The 21,332-nt window shown below is 69.6% G+C and carries 18 protein-coding genes; 9 read left to right on the top strand and 9 right to left on the bottom strand.

From position 1 onward, the window contains the following. The first annotated feature begins 356 nt into the window (after positions 1 to 356). The gene (locus B3S45_RS07110; protein WP_286718440.1) at positions 357 to 1,199 is read left to right on the top strand and encodes an endonuclease domain-containing protein; all 843 of its coding nucleotides are present in this window, start codon (positions 357 to 359) and stop codon (positions 1,197 to 1,199) included. A gap of 447 nt (positions 1,200 to 1,646) precedes the next feature. On the opposite strand, the gene B3S45_RS07115 is transcribed toward B3S45_RS07110, so the two are convergent. The 8 genes from B3S45_RS07115 to B3S45_RS07150 form a co-directional block, all read right to left on the bottom strand. Next, a complete protein-coding gene (locus B3S45_RS07115) occupies positions 1,647 to 2,762 on the bottom strand; it encodes an adenosine deaminase (protein WP_286718442.1) in 1,116 nt (371 codons plus the stop codon). Positions 2,763 to 2,832: 70 nt separating this feature from the next. Then, entirely contained in the window at positions 2,833 to 4,143 is a 1,311-nt protein-coding gene (locus B3S45_RS07120) for a thymidine phosphorylase (RefSeq protein WP_286718445.1), read from the bottom strand. Beyond that, positions 4,140 to 4,553 (bottom strand): cytidine deaminase, encoded by a 414-nt coding sequence (locus B3S45_RS07125; RefSeq protein ID WP_071044694.1) that lies wholly within the window; start codon positions 4,551 to 4,553, stop codon positions 4,140 to 4,142. Before B3S45_RS07125 ends, B3S45_RS07120 begins: the two co-directional genes overlap by 4 nt. Before the next feature lie 4 nt (positions 4,554 to 4,557). Then, entirely contained in the window at positions 4,558 to 5,850 is a 1,293-nt protein-coding gene (locus tag B3S45_RS07130) for an ABC transporter permease (RefSeq protein ID WP_286718449.1), read from the bottom strand. Continuing rightward, positions 5,847 to 7,175: an ABC transporter permease gene (locus B3S45_RS07135; RefSeq protein ID WP_286718451.1), complete on the bottom strand. Its 1,329-nt coding sequence runs from the start codon at positions 7,173 to 7,175 to the stop codon at positions 5,847 to 5,849. Before B3S45_RS07135 ends, B3S45_RS07130 begins: the two co-directional genes overlap by 4 nt. Continuing rightward, positions 7,172 to 8,704: an ABC transporter ATP-binding protein gene (locus tag B3S45_RS07140; protein WP_286718454.1), complete on the bottom strand. Its 1,533-nt coding sequence runs from the start codon at positions 8,702 to 8,704 to the stop codon at positions 7,172 to 7,174. Before B3S45_RS07140 ends, B3S45_RS07135 begins: the two co-directional genes overlap by 4 nt. 79 nt (positions 8,705 to 8,783) lie before the next feature. Continuing rightward, the gene (locus B3S45_RS07145) at positions 8,784 to 9,887 is read right to left on the bottom strand and encodes a BMP family lipoprotein (RefSeq protein WP_286718457.1); all 1,104 of its coding nucleotides are present in this window, start codon (positions 9,885 to 9,887) and stop codon (positions 8,784 to 8,786) included. Between the two features lie 135 nt (positions 9,888 to 10,022). Continuing rightward, a complete protein-coding gene (locus tag B3S45_RS07150) occupies positions 10,023 to 11,138 on the bottom strand; it encodes a mannose-1-phosphate guanylyltransferase (protein WP_286718460.1) in 1,116 nt (371 codons plus the stop codon). Positions 11,139 to 11,344: 206 nt separating this feature from the next. Between B3S45_RS07150 and sdhC the strand changes: the two genes are divergently transcribed. The 8 genes from sdhC to trpS all read left to right on the top strand — a co-directional run bounded on the left by sdhC (position 11,345) and on the right by trpS (position 20,129). Next, on the top strand, positions 11,345 to 11,779 hold the full coding sequence (gene sdhC, locus B3S45_RS07155) for a succinate dehydrogenase, cytochrome b556 subunit (protein ID WP_194383562.1): 435 nt from the start codon (positions 11,345 to 11,347) through the stop codon (positions 11,777 to 11,779). Further along, positions 11,779 to 12,225, top strand: coding sequence for a succinate dehydrogenase hydrophobic membrane anchor subunit (locus B3S45_RS07160; RefSeq protein ID WP_286718463.1), 447 nt, complete (start codon positions 11,779 to 11,781; stop codon positions 12,223 to 12,225). The genes sdhC and B3S45_RS07160 overlap by 1 nt, the downstream gene beginning before the upstream one ends. 36 nt (positions 12,226 to 12,261) lie before the next feature. Beyond that, positions 12,262 to 14,067, top strand: a complete 1,806-nt coding sequence (sdhA, locus tag B3S45_RS07165; RefSeq protein WP_286718464.1) for a succinate dehydrogenase flavoprotein subunit — start codon at positions 12,262 to 12,264, stop codon at positions 14,065 to 14,067. Next, positions 14,067 to 14,846, top strand: coding sequence for a succinate dehydrogenase iron-sulfur subunit (locus B3S45_RS07170; RefSeq protein ID WP_071044685.1), 780 nt, complete (start codon positions 14,067 to 14,069; stop codon positions 14,844 to 14,846). Before sdhA ends, B3S45_RS07170 begins: the two co-directional genes overlap by 1 nt. A 32-nt stretch (positions 14,847 to 14,878) precedes the next feature. Beyond that, on the top strand, positions 14,879 to 16,135 hold the full coding sequence (locus B3S45_RS07175) for a YihY/virulence factor BrkB family protein (protein WP_286718468.1): 1,257 nt from the start codon (positions 14,879 to 14,881) through the stop codon (positions 16,133 to 16,135). A gap of 46 nt (positions 16,136 to 16,181) precedes the next feature. Continuing rightward, positions 16,182 to 17,033, top strand: a complete 852-nt coding sequence (locus tag B3S45_RS07180) for an exodeoxyribonuclease III (RefSeq protein ID WP_286718471.1) — start codon at positions 16,182 to 16,184, stop codon at positions 17,031 to 17,033. 139 nt (positions 17,034 to 17,172) lie between these two features. Then, complete coding sequence (locus B3S45_RS07185) at positions 17,173 to 19,095, top strand: NHL repeat-containing protein (protein WP_286718473.1); 1,923 nt, start codon at positions 17,173 to 17,175, stop codon at positions 19,093 to 19,095. Between the two features lie 29 nt (positions 19,096 to 19,124). After that, positions 19,125 to 20,129 (top strand): tryptophan--tRNA ligase, encoded by a 1,005-nt coding sequence (gene trpS / locus B3S45_RS07190; protein ID WP_286718476.1) that lies wholly within the window; start codon positions 19,125 to 19,127, stop codon positions 20,127 to 20,129. Positions 20,130 to 20,692: 563 nt separating this feature from the next. Here trpS and B3S45_RS07195 read toward each other — a convergent pair. After that, a complete protein-coding gene (locus B3S45_RS07195; protein ID WP_286718478.1) occupies positions 20,693 to 21,244 on the bottom strand; it encodes an endonuclease domain-containing protein in 552 nt (183 codons plus the stop codon). Between the last annotated feature and the right edge of the window lie 88 nt (positions 21,245 to 21,332).

The raw sequence follows: 21,332 nt of genomic DNA on the forward strand, positions 1-21,332 counted from the left end.
GGGCCGCACCCGCCCGCGGCAGCGCGGCCGCGGCAGAGCGGGCCGCACCCGCCCGCGGCAGCGCGGCGGCGGCCGCGGGCCCGCGGTGGCGCTCGTGGCGGCGCTCCTGCGTGGCGCGCCCTTGCTCGGCCGTTCACAACTCCTCATATCCGAAGCGCCACGCGCGTGTGCGGCGTCCTCGCGTTGCCGGATGCCTCGTCCTTGCGGAGTTGTGAACGGCGCTGCCGCGGCAGCATCCGACCTCGGACGCGCCGTCCGGACGCCACTCGCCCTCCCCAACCGGGCCGGCGACGCCGCCATCCCCGGATCGAGGGCGAGCGCCGGGCGTGACGCGCCGAAGCGAGTTGAGTTCGGGCATGCCGACACCTCGCGAGCGCGCCGCCGAGCTCCTCAGTGCGACCTTCATGTCACGGGCGAGCCTGCGCCGCGAAGGGATGACCGGGCGCGCGATCACCGAGGCCGTGCGCCGCGGGTGGATTCTGCGGCCCCGCCGCGGACGCTACCTGCCGACCACGACCGACGCGGCGCTCGTCGACGCGGCGACGCTCGGCGCCCGGCTCGACTGCGTGTCGCTGCTGACCGCTCTCGGTGTCTTCGTCCTGGACGATACTCGGCTCCACGTGCAATTGGATCACGGCGCGAGTCGGCTCCCCGTCCGCCCCTCGCTCGTCGTGGCGCACTGGCGACCCCGCTGCGGCGCGCGGGACGCGGTCGCAGCCGACCTCATCGAGGCCCTGGCGCAGTCCTGCCGCTGCCAATCGCCGCGCGCGGCGGTGGCGACGCTCGACAGCGCCTGGCACCATCGGCTCATCGGCGGCGATGACCTCGCCCAGATCTTCGCCCGCCTGCCGCGCCGGTTCCGGCGCCTGGGCGGGCTGCTCGACCGGCGGTGCGAATCGGGGCCCGAGTCGCTCATGCGCCTTCTGCTGCGCACGCTCGGATGCCGGTTCGACGTGCAGGTGCCGATCGAGGGTGTGGGCCGCGTGGACTTCGTGGTCGACGGCTGGCTGATCATCGAGTGCGACAGCAAGGAGCACCACGAGGACTGGGCGGCGCAGAAGCGGGACCGGCGACGCGACCTCGCCGCAGCGGCCCTCGGCTATACGACGGTCCGGCCGCTCGCCGAAGACATCATGTACCGGCGGGACACGGTGCGGCGCCAGGTCGCCGCCGTCCTCGCACATCCGCCTCGCCGCTGATCACCCTCACGGACGCGTCACACCCGCGCGTCGACGCCCCGTGCTGTCCGACGGCCGCTCCGCACTGTTCACAACTCCTCAAGAATCCGCGTCCGAAGACACAAGTGTGGCGCGATCGGCGCTGGCGCACACGCCGTTGAGGAGTTGTGAACGGTCGGGTCGCGTGACGCGGCGAGCTTCGCTCATCGGCCGGATGCGTTCACAACTCCGCAACCGCGCGACTGGCGCACCCCGCAGCGCCCGGGATCAGGCTGTGGGGCCGCGTTCTTGAGGAGTTGTGAACGGCGTCGGCCGCGGGGTTGACGGAGCGGAGCACCGCGGCACGGCGGCGCGGGGAACGGCCGTGGCACCGCGGCACGGCGGGGCGGAGCGGCGCGGCGGGGCGGAGCGGAGGGACGGCCGCGGCGCGGCAGCGCGCTCGAAGCTACACCGCGCGCGGGTGGCGGGTCAGCGCTCGAAGCCCTCGGCGATCAGCTCGATGAGCTCCTCGCGCTCCTCCACGGTCAAGAAGGCGCCCGCGGCGGCGTTCAGCTGGAACGCCTCGAGGTCGGCGAGGTCGTAGTCGAAGGTCTCCGCGAGCACCTGCAGCTCCCGCGTGAGCGAAGTGCGGCTCATCAGGCGGTTGTCGACGTTGACGGTCACCGCGAACCCGAGCTGGTACAGCAGGTCGAAGGGGTGGTCCTCGATCTCCTCGCCCCACTGCGCGATCGCGCCGGTCTGCAGGTTCGACGACGGCGACAGCTCGAGCGGGATCTCCCGGTCGCGCACCCAGCGCGCCAGCTCGCCGAACTGCACCTGCACCTCGTCGCCCTCGCGCGAGACGACCCGCAGGTCCTCGGCCAGCCGCACGCCGTGCCCGAGCCGCAGCGCGCGCCCGTCGATGAGGGCCGAGCGGATGGAATCGAGCCCGGCCGCCTCGCCCGCGTGCACCGTCGTGGGGAAGAATCGCGACGCGAGGAAGTCGAACGCCTCGCGATGCTTCGACGGCGGGAAGCCGTCTTCGGCACCGGCGATGTCGAAGCCGACGACCCCGCGCCCGCGCCACTGAACGGCGAGCTCGGCGATCTCCAGCGAGCGATCGGCGTGGCGCATCGCCGTGACCAGCTGCCCGACACGGATGTCGCGGCCGGCGCTCTCGGCGGCATCTTCGCCCTCTTCGATGCCCTCCTGCACGGCCTCCACGACCTCGTCGAGCGAGAGACCGCGGGCCAGGTGCTGCTCGGGCGCCCAGCGCACCTCGCCGTAGATGACGCCGTCGGCGGCGAGATCCTCGACGAACTCGCGCGCCACCCGCGTGAGCCCCTCGCGGGTCTGCATCACCGCCGTGGTCACGTCGAACGTCTTCAGGTACTCGACGAGCGAGCCCGAATCGCTCTTGTCGGCGAACCAGTCCGCGAGCTCGTCGGCGTCATCGGCGGGCAGGTCGAGGTCGATGTCGTCGGCGAGCTCGACGATCGTCGCCGGGCGCAGCGCGCCGTCGAGGTGGTCGTGCAGCGAGACCTTGGGGAGTCCGCGCAGAGAGACGCCCTGCAGGCGCGCGTCGCCGTCGGGTTCGATGGGCATGGACGTTCTCCTCGACTGGGGGTGGGCGGTATCGACAGTAGCGCCTGCGCAGGCGCGGTGGGAGGGCGGATCAGGCCGTGATGCGCTCACGCACGATCGGCGAGGCCACGGTGGCCTCCGCGGCGATGTCCCACGCGCCGTCCAGGGCCGCGAGAGCGCGGTCGAAGCGAGCGGCATCGTCGGCGAGCAGCGTGAACAGCGGCTGACCTCGACGCACCCGATCGCCCGGTTTGGCATGCAAGTCGATGCCGGCCGCGTGCACGACCGGGTCCTCGGCCCGAGCGCGCCCGGCGCCCAGCCGCCACGCGGCGACACCGAACGACAGCGCGTCGAGCCTCGCGACGTATCCGTCCTCGGGCGCGGTGACGACGTGCGTCTCCTTCGGAGCAGGCAGCGCCGCGTCGGGATCGCCGTCCTGCGCGCAGATCATGTCGCGCCAGGCATCCATCGCCCGGCCGTCCGCGAGCGCCTTCTCGACGTCGGCGTCCGGCTGACCGGCCAGGGCCAGCATCTCGCGCGCCAGCGCGACGGTCAGGTCCACGACGTCGGCGGGTCCGCCCCCGGCGAGCACCTCGACGGATTCGCGCACCTCGTTCGCGTTGCCGATCGCGAGGCCCAGCGGGGTGTTCATGTCGGTCAGCAGCGCGGTGGTCGACACGCCCGAGTCGGTGCCGAGGGCGACCATCGTGCGGGCGAGCTCGCGTGCGCGGTCGATGTCGCGCATGAACGCCCCGGAGCCGAACTTCACATCGAGCACGAGGGAGTCGGTACCCTCGGCGATCTTCTTCGACATGATGCTCGACGCGATGAGCGGGATCGCCTCGACGGTGCCGGTGACATCGCGCAGGGCGTAGAGCTTCTTGTCGGCCGGCGCGAGCCCCGAGCCCGCGGCGCAGATGACCGCGCCGACACCGGCCAGCTGGGCGAACAGCTCATCGTTCGACAGCGCCGCACGCCAACCGGGGATCGACTCGAGCTTGTCGAGGGTCCCTCCGGTGTGACCGAGACCGCGGCCCGACAGCTGCGGCACGGCGACGCCGAACGAGGCGACCAGCGGCGCCAGCGGCAGGGTGATCTTGTCGCCGACTCCCCCGGTCGAGTGCTTGTCCACAGTGAGCTTGCCGAGGCCGGAGAAGCTCATCCGCTCGCCGGATGCGATCATCGCGTCGGTCATGACGCGGATCTCATCGCGCTCCATGCCGTTCAGAAGGATCGCCATCGTGAACGCCGACATCTGCGCGTCGGAGACGTAGCCGCGCGTGTACGCGTCGATCATCCACCGCAGGGCATCCTCGTCGACCGCGCCCCCGTCGCGCTTGGCGCGGATGACGTCCACGGCGTCATGGGGCTCGACGGCGGCATGGGAGGTGTGGTCGCTCAAGGCATCTCCGTGGTGCGCTCGGGGGCGAGGTCGCGCGGCCCGAACGCGTCGGGCAGGACGTCGTCGATGGTGCGGATGCCGGAGACGGTCTCGAGCAGCATGCCGGGGATGGCATGTTCGTAGAGCAGCTGGCGGCAACGACCGCACGGCATGAGGGTCTGGCCCTCGCCGTCGACGCACACGAACGCCACCAACTGACCGCCGCCGGACATGTGGAGCTCGGACACGAGCCCGCACTCCGCGCACAGGGTGACCCCGTACGACGCGTTCTCGACGTTGCAGCCCGCGACGATGCGGCCGTCGGTGACGAGGGCCGCCGCCCCCACTTTGAAGCGCGAATACGGCGCATAGGCGCGCTGCATCGCCTCGGTCGCGGCCGCGCGCAGCACGTCCCAATCGATGTCGGTCATGTCCTCATCCCTTGATGTACGGCTTGCCCGCGGCGGCGGGTGCCCGCACCTGCCCGGCGAAGCCGACCACGGCCAGCACGGTCACGATGTACGGCAGCATCGCCATGAACTCCGACGGGATGGGCGAGCCCAGGTTCGTCAGGAGCGTCTCGAGGTTCGTGGTGAACCCGAACAGCAGGGCGGCGAGGGTCGCCCGCACCGGGTCCCAGCCGCCGAAGATGACCGCCGCGAGCGCGATGAATCCGAGGCCGCCGGTCATCTCCTTGTCGAAGGAGCCGACCGAGCCGAGCGTGAAGTACGCCCCGCCGATCCCGGCGATGGCACCGGCGAGCAGCACGTTCCAGAAGCGGGTCGGGTTCACCTTGATCCCGACGGTGTCCGCCGCCTGAGGATGCTCGCCGACCGCCCGCAGCCGCAGTCCCCATCGGGTCTTGTACAGCCCCCACGCGACCAGCGGCACGGCGAGGTACATGATGTAGACGATCAGGGTCTGGTTGAAGACGACCGGACCGAGGATGGGGATCTCCGACAGGAACGGGATCGGCACCCGCGGGAACCGCGGCGGCGAGTTGAGCGCCTCGGAGTTCGGGTTCAGCAGCGCGCCGTGCAGGAAGCTCGTGAGGCCGGTGATGAGCACGTTCAGCACGACACCGACGATCACCTGCTCGACGAGGTACTTGATGGAGAACACGGCGAGCACGGCGCCGACGAGGGCGCCCGCGACGAGGGCGCCCACGAGTCCCAGGAGCACCGATCCGGTGATCGAGGCGATGACCGCCGAGCTGAAGGCCGCGAAGAGGAACTGCGCCTCGATCGCGACGTTGACCACGCCGACCCGCTCGCCGATGACACCGCCCAGTGCGCCGAACACGAGCGGAACCGACAGCGACACGGCCCCGAACAGGAGCCCGGTGACCGGTACCAGCCCGCCCGCGGCAGACCACGTGAGGAATGCGAAGACGGCCAGCAGCGCGAAGACGATCGGCACCCACAGCCCGACCTTGCGGAAGGTCGCCACCGCCCAGAAGGCGTACGCGGTGAGCAGCGCGAGGACGATCGCGCAGATGGTGACCGCCGGCGCGGTCGGGACGCCGATGTCGCCCAGGTCGATGGATGCGGTGCGGTCGCCGAGGCGATAGGTGCTGACGCCGTCGCGACCGAAGACGAACGCCATGAGCCAGATCAGGGCGGTCGCCACGGCGAGGGTGATCGGCAGCTTGAAGTGACGCTTCCTCACGCGTTCGCGCACGATCGCGCCACCGGAGGCGGAGGTCGGAAGGCTCGTGTCGATGCTCATGCCGCACCCGCCTTCGCCGCGCGACGGGCTCGTCGCTTCGCGGAGAGCTCGCTGTCGTCCTTGGGCAGGAAGAAGATGGTGCGGATCAGCGGCGGCGCCGCGATGAAAAGCACGATGAGCGCCTGCACGACCACCACGATGTCGACGGGGATGTCCTGCGCCACCTGCATCGTGAAGCTGCCGGCCTTCAGCGCACCGAACAGGATGCCCGCGGCGAAGACGCCCCAGGCCTTGCTGCGGCCGAGGAGCGCGACCGTGATGGCGTCGAAGCCGATGCCCGCGTCGATGCCGCTGCCGAAGCCACTCGTGATCGTTCCGGAGATCTGGTTGACGCCCGCGAGGCCGGCGAGGGCACCGGCGAAGGCCATGGCGTAGAAGATGATCCGCTCGACGTTCACGCCGGCGGCACGCGCGGCGAACGGGTTCTCGCCGACCGCGCGCATCCGGAACCCGAGACTGGACCGTTCGACCAGCCACCACACGAAGGCCGTTGCGGCGATGGCGACGATGAAGCCCCAGTTGACCGACAGCGGCGCCGGGAACAGCGACGGGAACTGCGCGGTCACCGGGGTCGGCGACGAGATCGGCTGCGTGCCGCCGGGCCGCTGGAGCAGCCCGGGGGTGGCCAGCAGCCACGCGACGAAGTAGAAGGCCACGAAGTTCAGCATGATCGTCAGGATCACCTCGTGCGCGCCGGTGCGGGCCTTGAGGAATCCGACGAGACCGCCCCACAGCGCACCGCCGAGCAGCCCCGCCGCGATGGTCAGCGGCAGGTGGATCAGCAGCGGCGCCTGCACCGTGGTCGCCACCGTCGCGGCGGCGGCGATGCCGATGAGCATCTGACCGCGCGCACCGATGTTGAACAGGCCGACCCGGAACGCCAGGCCCACGCCGAGACCAGCCGCGATGAGCGGTGTGGCGAAGTTCAGGGTGTCGGTGATCGGCTTGACCGCACGCACGAACGTGTCGGCCTCGTAGTTCCAGATCGCACCGCGGAAGAGCGACGAGTACGCGCCCGCGAACGACTGCCACACGGCGATGACGGTGTCCTGCGGCCGCGCGAAGAAGTAGCCGGCCGCGGACTGCACCTCGGGGTCGGTGAGGGCGACGAGGATGCCGCCGATCAGCATCGCCAGCACGATCGCGAGGATCGTGGTGACGATGTTGCCGCGCAGGATCTCCCGGATCACCTGGTTCTGGCGCGGCGGCGGTGGCGTGTCGCCGGCGGGTGTCTGGCTGGCGGATTCACCCGCGGCGGTGCGGGTGAGGACGGGGTCGCTCCCGCCGGGGCCGAGGCTGCTGCTCTCGGGGCTCTGGCCGCTCACGCGGTGACCTCCTCATCGGCCGCCGCGACGGGCGGCTTCTCTCCGGCCATCATGAGGCCGAGGACTTCGCGCGGCGCGTCGCCGGGCACGATGCCCACGATGCGTCCGCGGTACATGACCGCGATGCGGTCGGCGAGCGCGGAGACCTCATCCAGCTCGGTGGAGACGACGATCACCGGAACGCCGGCGTCGCGGGTGGCGACGATGCGCTTGTGGACGAACTCGATCGACCCGACGTCGATGCCGCGCGTCGGCTGCGAGGCGACGAACAGCTTCAGGTCGCGGCTGAGCTCGCGTGCGAGCACGACCTTCTGCTGGTTTCCGCCGGACAGCCGGCCGGCGGCGAGGTCCGGGCCCTGGGTGCGGATGTCGAACTCGGCGATCTTCTCCTCCGCGAACTCCCGCAGCACCCCGCGCTTGAGCGTCGCGGCGGCGAAGAACGGCGCTCCGCTGGAGCGGTTGAGGATGAGGTTGTCGGCGACGCTGAACTCGCCGACGAGCCCTTCGACCTTGCGATCCTCCGGCACGAACCCGACGCCCTCGTCGATGATCTGCTTGACGGTCTTGCCGACCAGCTCCTCGCCGTCGAGGGAGATCGAGCCGGTGAGCTTGCGCTGCAGACCGATGATGGCCTCGGTGAGCTCGGTCTGACCGTTGCCCTGCACCCCCGCGATCGCGAGCACCTCGCCCGGTCGCACGGTGAAGGTGATGTCGTCGACGACGATCTGGTCGGTGTCGTCGACCACGCGGAGGTTCTCGACGACGAGTCCTCCCTCGCGCAGCTGCGGCGCATCCTTCTGCACCGTCAGCTCGACGGCCCGGCCGACCATGAGCGAGGCGAGCTCGGCGTTGGAGGCGGTCGGCGCGGCCTCGCCGACGACCGAGCCGAGGCGGATGACGGTGATGCGATCCGCCACTTCGCGGACCTCCCGCAGCTTGTGGGTGATGAAGACGATGGATGTGCCCTCGTCGCGCAGCTGACGCATGATGCCCATCAGCTCGTCGGTCTCCTGGGGCGTGAGGACGGCGGTGGGCTCGTCGAACACGAGCACCTTCGCGTCGCGCGAGAGCGCCTTGATGATCTCGACGCGCTGCTGCGCCCCGACCGGCAGGTCGCCGACGAGCGCGTCGGGGTCGATCTGGAAGCCGAAGCGGGCGGCGACCTCGTTCACGTGGGAACGGGCCTTGTCGAGGTCCAGAGCACCGATGCCCGTGGTGTCCTCGTGTCCGAGCATGACGTTCTCGGCGACGGTGAAGACCGGGATGAGCATGAAGTGCTGGTGCACCATGCCGATGCCCGCGGCCATCGCGTCGCCCGGTCCGGAGAAGTGCTGCACCTCGCCGTCGATGACGATGTCGCCCTCCTCCGCGGTGTAGAGGCCGTACAGCACGTTCATCAGCGTGCTCTTGCCGGCGCCGTTCTCGCCCAGGAGGCAGTGGATCTCTCCCGGCTCGACCACCAGGTCGATGTGGTCGTTTGCCACCAGTGAGCCGAAGCGTTTGGTGATCCCTCGAAGCTCGAGCGTCATATCCGCCAATCTATCGATTCGACAGGCGGCCGGACAGATGCACGCATCTGCCCGGCCGCCGGGGGTGTTTCCGCGCCGCTTACGGGGAAGCGGGCGACGTGGCGTCGATCGAACCGTCGATGATGCCCGCGCGGATCTCCTCGAGCTCCGCAGCCAGGTCGGGGTCGACCATGTCCTCGAAGTCGTGGAACGACGAGATGCCGACACCGTCGTTCTCGAGGGTTCCGACGAACGGGGTGACGTCGAACTCGTCGTTGGCCGCCTGCACGGCGGCCTCGTACACGGCGACGTCCATCCCCTTGAGGATCGACAGCAGCAGCAGGTCGGCGACCGACGGGTCGGTCTCGTAGACGTCGGCGTCGACACCCATCAGGGCGATGTCGCCGCCGGAGTCGCGGATCGCCTCAGCGGCCGACTGGTAGATCGGGCCGCCGACGGGCAGGAGCACGTCGACGTCCTGGTCGATGATGCCCTGGGCGACCTGCTTGGCGCGGTCGTTCGCGGCGAACTCCTCCGTGAACTGGCCCTCCTGGGACTCGATGTCCCAGCCGACGACCTCGACCTCGGTGCCGTTCTGCTCGTTGTAGTACTCCACGCCGAGCTGGAAGCCGTCCATGAAGATCGTCACCGGCGGGATCTTGGCCCCACCGAAGGTGCCGACCTTGCCCGACTCGGTGTACGAGGCGGCGGCGTATCCGCCCAGGAAGGCGGCCTGCGCGGTGTCGAAGACCAGCGGCTTGATGTTCGGGGCGTCGGTCTCGCCGTCGAAGTCGTTGTCGGCCCAGTCGTCGATGATGGCGAACTCGACGTCGGGGTTGGCCTGGGCCGCGGTGACCGTCGGCGCGCTCAGCAGGAAGCCGACCGAGACGATGAATTCGCAGCCCTCGGCAACGAGGTTGTCGAGGTTCGCCTCGTAGTCGCTCGCCGAAGCGGACTCGGTCGTGGCGATCTCGAAGTCGAGTTCGTCGCTCGCCTGCTCGAGGCCGGCCAGGCCCAGCTGGTTGAAGGACTTGTCGTTGAAGCCGCCCTCGTCAGAGACCATGCAGGCCTTGAAGTCGGACATGCCCTCGGCGGCGGTGTCGGTGGTGTCGTCCTCGGGGGCCGAGCCGCAGCCGGCGAGGGCGACGAGCAGGCCCGCGGCGGCTGTGGCGCCGACGAGCTTCTTGGTGCGTGAGATGGTCAACTCAGCCTCCACATACAGGTCCCGTGACTCTCACGGGGACTGCATCAAGTTACACAGTGCGAAGGCGAATCGACAGAGAGCGGGCACAGTCACCGACGAATGGTTACAAACCCGCAATAAGCGCTGAAGCGCCGGTCACAGCACGTCGCCCCGACCGGAGAGTTTGAGCGCGTCGACGACGCCCTTCACCCGCTGCGCATTCTCGCTCGTGGTGACCAGCAGCGCATCCTCGGTGTCGACGACCACGATGTCGCGCACGCCGATGAGGCTGATCACGCGAGACGTCTGGCTCACCACGATGCCGCTGGCGGCATCGGACAGGATGCGCGCGTTCTCCCCGAGGATCGCGAGGTCGTTGTGGCGGCCGTGGGAGTTGAGCTTGGCGAGGCTGGCGAAATCGCCCACGTCGTCCCAGTCGAAGTGCCCCGGGATGACCGCGAGGGCGCCCTTGGCGGCGGCCGGCTCGGCCACGGCGTAGTCGATCGCGATCTTCGTCAGCGACGGCCACACGCGGTCGACGACGGGCCCCCGGCGCTCGCGGTCGTCCCACGCCTCGGCGAGTTCCATGAGCCCGGCGTGCAGCTCCGACTGGTTGGCCTCGATCTCGGCGAGCAGCACGTCCGCGCGCGAGATGAACATGCCGGCGTTCCACAGGTAGGAGCGGTCGTCGAAGTAGGCCCGGGCGGTGTCGAGGTCGGGCTTCTCCACGAAGCTCTGCACGAGGGCCGCCTCGGGCGCTCCGTCGATGACGATGCCGTCGCCCTTCTTGATGTAGCCGAAGCCGATCGACGCCTCCGAGGGCTGGATGCCGATCGTGCAGACGTATCCCTTGCGAGCCGTCTCCACGGCCTGCCGCACCGCCCAGTCGAACAGGTGCGGCACGCGGATGACGTGGTCCGCCGCGAACGATCCGATGATCACGTCGGGCTCTCGACGGTGCAGGATGGCGGCGGCCAGTCCGATCGCGGCGGCCGAGTCACGGGGCTCGGACTCGAGGAAGACGTTCTTGTCCGGGATCCCCGGCAATTGCTGCTCGACCGCGGCGCGATGCGCGCGACCGGTCACCACCGAGATGCGCTCGGCGCCGGCGAGCGGTTCCAGGCGGTCCCACGTGTCGCGCAGCAGCGTCTGCCCCGAGCCGCTCAAGTCGTGCAGGAACTTCGGTGCGTCGGCGCGCGAGAGCGGCCACAGGCGGCTGCCGATCCCTCCGGCGGGGATGACGGCGTAGAAGTCGGCGATCGGCTCAGGCATGCGGCAAGGGTAGCGGTCGTGAGTGTCGGGGATGTGTCGTTCCACCCGGCCGGACAGATCTCTCGACGTCGAGAGAGTTAGGTCGCCCTAATCGCCGGAATCCCGCGGCGCCGAATAAGCTGGGACAGCGCCCGCGTGACGCAGGGGACCGTGGTCCCCGAAGGGGCATACCGCCCTCACCGTGTACGAGTCCAGGGAGGACGACCGTGTCTGCTCCAGCACGCGAGGTACCGACGGTGTCGCAGACGACATCGCGAGTGCCCCGAGGAACCCTCTATCGCGGCAACGAGGGGATGTGGTCCTGGGTCCTGCACCGCATCACCGGTGTCGCGATCTTCTTCTTCCTGCTCGTGCACGTGCTCGACACGTCGCTGATCCGCGTGTCGCCCGAGGCCTATGACATCGTCATCGGCGCCTACAAGAACCCGCTGATGGGCATCGGCGAGGTCGCCCTGGTCGGCGCCATCGCCTATCACGCCTACAACGGGCTGCGCATCATCCTCGTGGACTTCTGGTCCAAGGGCGCGCGCTACCAGCGGCAACTGTGGTGGGGAGTCCTCGGGCTCTGGGCGGTGACGATGGCCGGGTTCGTTCCGCGTCACCTCATCAACGTCTTCTCCGACCTGGGAGGGGGCCACTGATGTCCGCGACCATCGCCGACCCGCGCTCGGCCCGCCCGGTCAGCCGCCGTCGCGGCAACCTCGAGAAGTGGGGCTGGATGTACATGCGCGCCTCGGGCGTGCTGCTGGTTGTGCTCATCTTCGGCCACCTGTTCGTCAACCTCATGACCGGCACCGGCATCCGCCAGATCGACTTCGCGTTCGTCGCCGGAAAGCTCGCCAGCCCGTTCTGGCAGTGGTGGGACGTGCTCATGCTGTGGCTCGCACTCATCCACGGCGCGAACGGCATGCGCACCATCGTGAACGACTACGTGACCCACAAGACCACGCGCAGCGTGCTGGTGTGGGCGGTGTGGCTCGCCGCGGGCTTCCTCATCGTCCTCGGCACCCTGGTGGTCTTCACCTTCGACCCGTGCCTCGGCGTCACGCCCGAGAGCCTCCTCTGGGCCGACTGCCAGGCCGCGTGAGCGACGAGAACCCTTCAGAGACGGAACAACAAGCCTGTGACCACTGAGACAGCGGACAGCTACGTCAAGGACGGCGTCCACTACCACCAGTTCGACATCGTGATCGTCGGCGCCGGCGGCGCCGGCATGCGGGCGGCGATCGAGGCCGGCCCGGGCGCGAAGACCGCGGTCATCTCCAAGCTCTACCCCACGCGATCCCACACCGGCGCGGCGCAGGGCGGCATGGCCGCGGCCCTCGCCAACGTCGAAGAGGACTCGTGGGAGTGGCACACCTTCGACACCGTCAAGGGCGGCGACTACCTCGTCGACCAGGACGCGGCCGAGATCCTCGCGAAGGAGGCCATCGACGCGGTCATCGACCTCGAGAACATGGGGCTTCCGTTCAACCGCACCCCCGAGGGCAAGATCGACCAGCGCCGTTTCGGCGGGCACACCGCCGAGCACGGCAAGAACCCCGTGCGCCGCGCGTGCTACGCGGCCGACCGCACCGGTCACATGATCCTGCAGACGCTGTTCCAGAACTGCGTCAAGCTCGGCATCAACTTCTTCAACGAGTTCTACGTGCTCGACCTGCTGACGGTGAAGGATGCCGACGGCTCGACCAAGGTCTCCGGCGTCGTCGCGTACGAGCTCGCCACCGGCGACCTGCACGTGTTCCAGTCGAAGGCGGTCGTCTTCGCCACCGGCGGGTTCGGCAAGATCTTCAAGACGACCTCCAACGCCCACACGCTCACCGGCGACGGCGTCGGCATCGTGTGGCGCAAGGGCCTGCCGCTGGAGGACATGGAGTTCTTCCAGTTCCACCCGACGGGCCTCGCCGGCCTCGGCATCCTGCTCACCGAGGGCGCCCGCGGCGAGGGCGCGATCCTCCGCAACGCGTCGGGCGAGCGCTTCATGGAGCGTTACGCCCCGACGATCAAGGACCTCGCCCCGCGCGACATCGTCGCCCGCTGCATGGTGCAGGAGGTCGCGGAGGGCCGCGGCGCCGGGCCCCACAAGGACTACGTGCTCCTGGACTGCACGCACCTGGGCGCCGAGGTGCTCGAGACCAAACTCCCCGACATCACCGAGTTCGCCCGCACGTACCTCGGCGTCGACCCGGTCGTCGAGCCGGTGCCGGTGATGCCGACCGCGCACTACGCGATGGGCGGCATCCCGACCAATGTCGCGGCCGAAGTGCTCAGCGACAACGACACCGTCGTGCCGGGCCTCTACGCCGCCGGCGAGTGCGCTTGCGTGTCGGTGCACGGCTCGAACCGCCTGGGCACCAACTCGCTGCTCGACATCAACGTCTTCGGCAAGCGCGCCGGGCGCAACGCCGTCGCCTACGTGCAGGACGCGGATTTCGTGCCGCTCCCCGAGGATCCCGCCGGCGCCGTGCGCGACCTGATCGAGGGCCTGCGCGCGGGCACCGGCACGGAGCGCATCGCGGTGCTGCGCAAGACGCTGCAGGACGAGATGGACAAGAAGGCCCAGGTCTTCCGCACCGACGAGTCGCTCGGCGAGATGCTCGAGACGATCGAGGAGCTCCGCGAGCGGTTCAAGAACATCCACGTCGACGACAAGGGCAAGCGGTTCAACACCGACCTTCTCGAGGCCGTCGAGCTCGGGTTCCTCCTCGACATCGCCGAGGTCGTCGTGGTCGCGGCCCGCAACCGCAAGGAGAGCCGCGGCGGGCACATGCGCGACGACTTCCCCAAGCGCGACGACGAGAACTACATGCAGCACACCATGTCGTACCTCACCGGCGACCCCCACTCGTCGCACGCCGACGATCACATCTCGCTGGGCTGGAAGCCCGTCGTGATCACCCGCTACCAGCCGATGGAGAGGAAGTACTGATGTCAACCGCACTGGTCGACCCCGACGCCATCGCCGACATCGAGGCGGACGACGACACCGGGGTGCAGGCGTTCCTCGTCACCTTCATCATCCGCCGGTTCGACCCCGAGGTCGACGCCGAGCCGCGCTGGGTCGACTACGACGTCGAGCTGTTCTCGACCGACCGTGTTCTGGATGCGCTGCACAAGATCAAGTGGGAGGTCGACGGTTCGCTGACCTTCCGCCGCTCGTGCGCCCACGGCATCTGCGGCTCCGACGCGATGCGCATCAACGGTCGCAACCGCCTGGCGTGCAAGACGCTCATCAAGGACCTCGACATCTCGCAGCCGATCTACGTCGAGGCGATCAAGGGCCTGCCGCTGGAGAAGGACCTCGTGGTCGACATGGAGCCCTTCTTCGCCTCGTACCGCGAGGTGCAGCCCTTCCTCATCTCGAACTCGGCCCCGGAGCCCGGCAAGGAGCGCGTGCAGTCCATCAAGGACCGCGCGATCTTCGACGACACCACCAAGTGCATCCTCTGCGCGGCGTGCACGTCGTCGTGCCCGGTGTTCTGGACCGACGGCCAGTACTTCGGGCCGGCCGCGATCGTCAACGCCCACCGGTTCATCTTCGATTCGCGCGACGACGCGGGCGACGTGAGGCTGGACATCCTCAACGACAAGGAAGGCGTGTGGCGGTGCCGCACGACCTTCAACTGCACCGAGGCGTGCCCGCGCGGCATCGAGGTGACCAAGGCGATCGCCGAGGTCAAGCAGGCGGTCCTGCGCGGCGGCGCGTGAGGGGCGCCCTCGTCGCGTCATAGTCTGAGGGTGTGAGACGCTCGCGGCACGGTCATCCGGAGAGCCCCGGCACCGGGGATCCGCGTGAGATGACCGTCGCCGAGGCGACCCACGAGGAGCAGACGCTCCGGGCGCGGTGGGAATCCACGCAGGAGGTGCTGCGCGAGAGGTTCGAAGAGCCGATCGGGCGCGCGACCACCCTCACGCGCAAGACGCTCGCGTGGTTCCCCGTTCGGGTGTGGCGGCACTTCCTGCAGCACAACGGATTCCTCCTCGCCGCGGGCGTGAGCTACCAGGCGCTGTTCGCGATCTTCGCCACCATCTACGTCGCCTTCGCGGTCGCGGGCCTGTGGCTCGGCGGAAGTCCCGAGGCGATCGACGCGATGATCCGCGCGATCAACAGCTACATCCCCGACCTCATCAGCGACGACGGCGAGGGCCTGTTCACCACGGCGCAGGTGACCGAGATCGCCACCAGCAGCGCGGGCGTGCTCGGCATCACCGGCATCGTCGCGCTGGTCACCCTGATCTGGACGGCGATCGGGTTCATCACGTTCGCCCGCCGCGCCGTGCGCGACATCTTCGGCATCCCCCCGGACCGCCGCAGCTATTTCCTGCTCAAGGCGAGGGATCTGCTGGCCTCGGCGATCTTCGGGGCCGCACTCCTGGTGGGATCGGGCCTCGGCTTCGTGGGCACGTGGGCGCTCGGACTGCTGTTCGACCTGCTCGGATGGCCGACGACGTCGACGATCTACAACGTGCTCGGTCAGGCTGCGGCGCTGCTGGTGTCGTTCCTGCTGTTCTCGGCGGCGCTCGCGTCGCTGGTGAAGTTCCTCACCGGCACCTCGCTGCGGTGGCGGCAGATCATCCCCGGCGCGGTGCTCGGGGGCGCCGCGATCACGGTGCTGCAGATCGGAGCCGGCTGGCTGCTGATCTACACGCCTTCCAACCCGCTGCTGGCGACGTTCGCGATCTTCGTCGGGCTGCTGCTGTGGTTCCGCATCATCGGGGTCATCATCCTGGTGGCGTCCTCGTGGATGGCGGTGGCCGCCACCGACGAGGACCTGCCGATTCTGCAGCGCACCGAGGAAGAGAGACTCGCAGCGGAGCACGCGGCGCTCCTCACCGCGGCGCGCGTGCGCCTGCGCAGCGCGCGTGCGGGTGCCGCCTCGGCGCCCTGGTACCGGCGCATCGCCGCGCGCCGGGCGGTGGCCGATGCCGAGAAGGAGCTGGCCGAGGTCGAGCGCTCCGCTCCCCCACCGCCGAAGCGCGGCTCCCTCTTCGAGTAGCGCCGTCGCGGCGGGCATGTCGGATGTCGCCGTTAGGCTGGCGGGCGTGTCTGAGCTCCTCCGCATCGCCTCCGTCAACGTCAACGGCATCCGGGCCGCCGTCCGCAAGGGGATGATCGAATGGCTCGACGCCACCGAAGTCGACGTGCTCGCGCTGCAGGAGGTGCGCGCCGACGCCGACCAGCTCGCCAACGCGCTGCCCGGGTGGGAGATCGTCGCCGACGAGGCGACGGCGAAGGGACGCGCCGGCGTCGCGATCCTCACCCGCACCCCCGTGGCCGCCGTGCGCACCGAGCTGGGCGCGCCCGCCTTCGATTCCGCCGGCCGCTGGATCGAGGCGGACCTCGTCGTCGCCGGGGAGAGTCTCACGGTCGTCAGCGCCTACGTGCACACCGGCGAGGCCGACACTCCCCGCCAGGACGAGAAGTGGGCCTTCCTCGACGCGATGGACGAGCGTCTCCCGGCGCTTCGCGCCGCATCCCCGCTCTCCCTCGTCATGGGCGACCTCAACGTCGGGCATCGGGAACTCGACATCAAGAACTGGCGCGGCAATCGCAAGAAGAGCGGATTCCTCCCCCGCGAGCGCGCCTACTTCGACCGGTGGCTCGCCGCTGAAGGCGCCGAGGTCGAGGCCGTCGACGGCACACGCGGCACCGGCCTCGGCTGGGTCGACGTCGGCCGCCGTCACCACGGCGACGTGGAGGGGCCATACACGTGGTGGTCCATGCGCGGTCGCGCGTTCGACAACGACACCGGATGGCGCATCGACTACCACCTCGCCACCCCGGAGCTCGCCGACCGGGTCGAGGGCTATCGCATCGATCGCGCATCCACGTGGGACACCCGCTGGAGCGACCACGCGCCGGTGATCGCGGACTATCGGGTCGGATCCGTCTGACCGTGCTCTGACGGAGGGCGGTTGGGGCGGCGGACGCGATCGATAACTATGGCGTCACGGCTCGCTATGTTTCCTCGTCTCCGAGGTGGTCGACGCCGATAGGGTGGGCCCGGACCATGACGACCACTGGGAGGTACGGATGGGTTATCGGAGTGCGCACGCGCGTGTCGCCATCGCATTGCTGGCTGCGACAGCCGTCGCACTGACCGCGTGCACCGCGGCCGAATCCGACGAATCGTCCGACGACGGTCTTCACGGGCACGTCGCGCCCGTCGTCGAGGGCGCCGACACGGGCGACTGGGCGCTGACGGCATGGGCCGTCGGCTCCGGTGAGCCGATCGAGCTCGGGCGAACCACCACCGACGACGACGGCGCCTTCCACCTCGATCCGGTCACGCTCCCCGAGGACCGCATCCTGCTCGTCGAAGCCGCGCACGGCGGGGCCGAGCGGGCCGACCTGGTCGCGGTGAGCGCATCCGATGACCTCACCGAGATGACCCTCAACGAACGCACCACCGTGGCGGCCGCGTACGGTCTCGCCCAGTTCTTCGGACGCGAGCTCCCCTCGGGCGAGAACCCGGGCCTCGCCAACGCGACCGCAATGGCCGGCAACCTCGCCGATCCGGTGACCGGCGCCTACGGTGAGGTGCTGATGACCTCGCCGAACGCGTACGAGACGCAGACGCTGCCGGCCTTCACGTCGCTGTCGAACATCGTCGGCGCCTGCCTCGTCGATCGCGAGGTGTGCCACGACGTGTACGCGGCTGCGGGCGTCGACGACACCGCGTCGATGGCGTCGGCGATCGCCACCATCGCCCGCGATCCGTCTGCCGCGGCCGAGGAGCTCTTCGAGCTTTCGCAGCTCGAGCAGGGAGACCGCCCCGGGCTGAATGCGGCCCCCGCGGCGTGGACGCTCGCGCTGCGCTTCGACGGCGACGGCACCGACCTCGCCGGACCGGGGAACTTCGCCATCGATCCCGACGGCAACATCTGGATCAACAACAACTACGAGTACAACGCCGACCCGCAGACCCCGGTGTGCGGCAGCGACCAGATGTTCAAATTCTCGCCGACCGGTGCTCTCCTGGAGACATACGAGGGCGGCGGCCTGTCGGGCTCGGGATACGGCATCGAGTTCACCGCGGACGGTCTGCTCTGGTTCAGCAACTTCGGGTTCGCCGCCGCCGCACCCGGGTGCCCCGAAGACGAACAGCCGCCGCACAACAGCATGTCGCTGTTCACGTACGACGGTGAGGCACTCTCCCCCGATACGGGATTCACGGCGGGCGACCTCAGCTGGCCGCAGGGCATCGAGGTGTCCGACAACGGCGACGTGTGGATCGCCAGCTGCGGGAACGACTCCGTCTCGGTGTATCCGGGCGGTGATCCGGAGGCAGCCGAGAACTTCGCCGATCTCGGACTCGAGCAGCCGTTCGACGTCGTCGACAACGGCGAGCACATCTTCGTCAGCGGGATCGCGAACAACACCGTCGCCGTGCTCGACCGCGACGGCACTCCGGTCGACGGCTCGCCGCTGACCGACCCCGGCTTCCAGAACCCGATGGGGCTGGCCACCGATGCCGACGGCAACGTCTGGGTGGCCAACTCCGGCACGACGACCCTGCCGTGCCCGGAGCGTCCGGCCGACGCCGAAGGCACTCCCTCGGTGTCGATGATCAGTGCCGACGGGTCGACCGTCTCATCCGCGTTCACAGGCGGCGGTGTGACCCGCCCGTGGGGGGTCACGACCGACGGCGACGGAAACGTGTGGGTCGCGAACTTCGCCGACCAGCGGCTGTCGGCGTTCTGCGGCGCGCAGGCCGAGACCTGCCCGCGCGGTTTGGAGACCGGCGAGGCGATCTCGCCCGATGACACCGGCTACGCCTTCGACGGATTCACCCGCAACACCGGCCTCGCCGTCGATCCATCCGGAAACGTGTGGGTCGCCAACAACTGGGAGAACGTCCCGGTGCAGACCAACCCCGGCGCGCACCAGATCGTCGCGTTCGTCGGCGCTGCCGCGCCGCTCCCGGTGGCGCCGTTCACCGGGTCCGGCGAATGAGCCGGCGAGCGCGCCCATAGGATTGTCGGGTGAACAAACCGCGCCTCTACTCCGGAATGCAGCCCTCGGCCGACTCCCTCCAGATCGGCAACTACATCGGGGCTCTCATGCAGTGGCGCGACCTGCAGGAGTCGTATCAGGCGTTCTTCTCCGTCGTCGACCTGCACGCGCTCACCCAGCCGAACGACCCGGCCGAACTGCGCGCGAAGACCCGTCGCACGGCGGCGCAGTACATCGCCGCCGGCATCGAGCCCGCCAAGTCGACCCTGTACGTGCAGTCGCACGTGCCCGCCCACGCTGAACTCGCCTGGGTGCTCTCCACCGTCACCGGTTTCGGCGAGGCGGGCCGCATGACGCAGTTCAAGGACAAGTCCTCCCGCTACGGCAGCGACGCGACGTCGGTCGGGCTGTTCACCTACCCGGTGCTGATGGCCGCCGACATCCTGCTCTACCAGACCGACATCGTGCCGGTCGGTGACGACCAGAAGCAGCACGTCGAGCTCACCCGCGATCTCGCGGAGCGTTTCAACTCGCGCTTCGGCAAGACCTTCCAGGTGCCGATGCCGGTCATCCAGCAGGACACCGCGCGCATCTACGATCTGCAGAGCCCGACCGCCAAGATGTCGAAGTCCGCCGAGTCCGACGCCGGGGTTCTGTGGCTGCTCGACGACCCGGCGGCATCGGCGAAGAAGATCATGCGCGCCGTCACCGACTCCGAGGGTGCTGTGCGGTACGACCGCGAGAACAAGCCCGGCGTCTCCAACCTGCTGGTGATCTTCGCGGCGCTCACGGGGCGACAGATTCCGGCGATCGAAGACGAATTCTCCGGCCGCGGTTACGGCGACTTCAAGAAGGCCCTCGCCGAAGTCGTCGTGACGGAGTTCGGACCGGTCCGCGAGCGCGCGCTGGCCCTGCTCGATGACCCGGCCGAGCTCGATCGGGTCCTGGCGGCCAACGCCGCGAAGGCCGAAGAGGTCGCCGACCGCACGCTGGCCGCGGTCTACGACAAGATCGGCCTCCTCCGCCGCGTCTGAGCCGCGGGTAGCGGCGTGGTGCGGTGCGGCCCGCCGTGGGCGGCGGCGCCGGTGCGATGCGGCTCGGTTCGATCCCACCCCGCCTCGTGCCACCTCGCCACGTGCCGCCCCGCCTCGTGCAACCTCGCCTCGTGCCACCTCGCCTCGTGCTCGGGCCGCCAGGGTGGTGGATCGCGCCGCCTCGCCTCGCCACGTGCCACCTCGCCACGTGCCGCCCCGCCTCGTGCACGAACTCAGGCTGAGCGAGCGCCAGCTTCCGGCGTCACCGCGTCGTGACGCGGCTGTGCCCCGCGCCCGCGTCGCACAGCCTGAGTACGTGCCTCGCGGCCGGCATCTCCACCGGACTACCCGCCGAGCGACCCCGCCGCCCGGCCGTCGCTCCCTGATGGGAACCGCCCGCCTCGACCCACCCGCCACGTGCCCGGACTCAGGCTGAACACATCGCCGCCCGAGGTTTCCTGCGTCATGACGCGGCGGCCGATCAGCGGCGCGCGGCACAGCCTGAGTACGTGCCATGCAGGCACCGCCACCGCAGCTGGCGCCGCAACCGGGACGATGGGACCTCACGCCCCGGTGCTGATACGACCGTCGCGGCGGGAAGCGAGCAGCCCACGCAGCCCTGCGGCGACTTCGTCGGGCTGGTACATGATCTGGGCGGCGGTGACGCGCCAGGTCACGTATCCACGTTGCGCGAGCGCGAGATCGCGGCGCCGATCCTTCAGCTGCTGACGCCACGACGAGTGGAACTCCTCGCTGTCGCACTCGATCACGAGCCAGCCGTCGACGACGAGGTCGACCCGCCCGATCCCGCGCATCACCACCTGCAGCTCATAGGTCGCTCCTGTCGCCCGCACCATCAACCGCATGAGTGTCTCGCTGCCGGACTCGGCCCGCCCGTCGAGGAGATCGCGGACGATGCCGTATTTCGCCGGAAGCGCGGCGAAGATCTCAGCGATCTCAGACGCTCCGACAAGGCCACGATGAAGCGCACTGTCGAGCGTCGCGACAGCGTGACGGGCGGGTTGGCAGAGCACGGCGTGGACGAGCGCATCCACCACATCCACACAAACATCACCCGTGCCGAGTGGACGAAGGAGCGGCAGCCAATGGAGCACGACACCCGCCGAGACTCGGCCCCTGAGCGGAGTGAATCGGTCGTGGGGCGAGCGCATGCGACTCGCGTTCCCCGGAAGGTGCACGTGC

Origin of the sequence: Microbacterium sp. UBA1612 (assembly GCF_002321605.1) — a bacterium.
Lineage (GTDB): Bacteria > Actinomycetota > Actinomycetes > Actinomycetales > Microbacteriaceae > Microbacterium > Microbacterium luteum.

Coding starts and splice junctions, on each gene's coding strand:
- B3S45_RS07110 (WP_286718440.1), top strand. CDS start 357: ATGCCGACACCTCGCGAGCGCGCCGCCGAGCTCCTCAGTGCGACCTTC.
- B3S45_RS07115 (WP_286718442.1), bottom strand. CDS start 2,762: ATGCCCATCGAACCCGACGGCGACGCGCGCCTGCAGGGCGTCTCTCTG.
- B3S45_RS07125 (WP_071044694.1), bottom strand. CDS start 4,553: ATGACCGACATCGATTGGGACGTGCTGCGCGCGGCCGCGACCGAGGCG.
- B3S45_RS07130 (WP_286718449.1), bottom strand. CDS start 5,850: ATGAGCATCGACACGAGCCTTCCGACCTCCGCCTCCGGTGGCGCGATC.
- B3S45_RS07140 (WP_286718454.1), bottom strand. CDS start 8,704: ATGACGCTCGAGCTTCGAGGGATCACCAAACGCTTCGGCTCACTGGTG.
- B3S45_RS07150 (WP_286718460.1), bottom strand. CDS start 11,138: ATGCCTGAGCCGATCGCCGACTTCTACGCCGTCATCCCCGCCGGAGGG.
- B3S45_RS07160 (WP_286718463.1), top strand. CDS start 11,779: ATGTCCGCGACCATCGCCGACCCGCGCTCGGCCCGCCCGGTCAGCCGC.
- B3S45_RS07170 (WP_071044685.1), top strand. CDS start 14,067: ATGTCAACCGCACTGGTCGACCCCGACGCCATCGCCGACATCGAGGCG.
- B3S45_RS07185 (WP_286718473.1), top strand. CDS start 17,173: ATGGGTTATCGGAGTGCGCACGCGCGTGTCGCCATCGCATTGCTGGCT.